The organism is Herbaspirillum lusitanum P6-12 (assembly GCF_000256565.1).
Classification (GTDB): domain Bacteria; phylum Pseudomonadota; class Gammaproteobacteria; order Burkholderiales; family Burkholderiaceae_D; genus Herbaspirillum; species Herbaspirillum lusitanum.
Window position 1 is genome coordinate 1 of the sequence record NZ_AJHH01000733.1, and the last position, 907, is coordinate 907.

Here is a 907-nt window from a genome sequence, read left to right on the forward strand (position 1 = left end):
TGATCGAACCCATGGTATCGAGCACCTGGCTCACCACCTGGCCGCCCTTGACGGCGAAGCCGGACGCCGCCTCGACGATCTGGTTGGCGCGCACGGCGTGGTCGGCGTTCTGGGTAACGGTGGCGGTCAGTTGCTCCATTGAGGAAGCGGTCTGCTCCAGCGAACTGGCCTGCGCTTCGGTGCGCGCCGACAACTCGCTGTTGCCGCTGGCGATCTGGCCGGAGGCGTCCGAAATCACTCGCGTGCCGGAGCGCACTTCACCGACGATCTTGAGCAGGCTCTGGTTCATGGCCTGCAAGGCGCCCAGCAGATCGCTGACTTCGTCGCGCCCTTCCACGACGACTTTGGAAGACAGGTCGCCGGTCGCCACACGCCGCGCAATCGACACGGCGGCCTGCAAGGGCCGCGTGATGCTGCGGCTCAGGCGCCATGCGGCCAGTGCGCACACCAGCATCAGCGCCACGCCGGCGATGATCGCGAATTGCATCAGCACGCCGCGCGCTGCGTCGGAATTGGTCAACGCCGTGGCGATGGCGCTCTTCTGCGCCGCCGGTACGTTCGCCGCAATCTGCGTGAGCTGCTGCGACAAACCGTTTTGCAGCGACGCCGCCTGAATAGCGACCGCCGCGCCGAGCGCGACCAGCAAAACGAACATCAACGCAAAGCCGCCGCCCAGCCGGGCACCGATAGAAAACCGACGCAGGTTCATTGTCTCCACTCCTGTTGCTTGTTGTTTTGCGATCTCCGTCGCTATGTTTTTTAATGCTTCGCGAAACCCAGATAGCTCTCGATGATCTGCTTGTTGGCCGCGAGTTCCGAGGCTGCACCTTCCATCACCGGCTCACCCATTTCCAGCACGTAGGCGTAGTCGGCGACCTGCAATGCCGCGCGCGCGCGCGCGCGCGCC

The 907-nt window shown here is 64.6% G+C and carries 1 protein-coding gene and 1 pseudogene; both read right to left on the reverse strand.

The genetic code is table 11. The features are described from left to right. On the reverse strand, nucleotides 1-709 hold a 709-nt coding region (locus HLUSI_RS34725), incomplete at its 3' end, for a HAMP domain-containing protein (protein ID WP_016836351.1). A 50-nt stretch (nucleotides 710-759) separates the two neighbouring features. After that, nucleotides 760-907 (reverse strand): annotated as a pseudogene (locus HLUSI_RS33130) (ABC transporter ATP-binding protein); the annotation flags it as partial.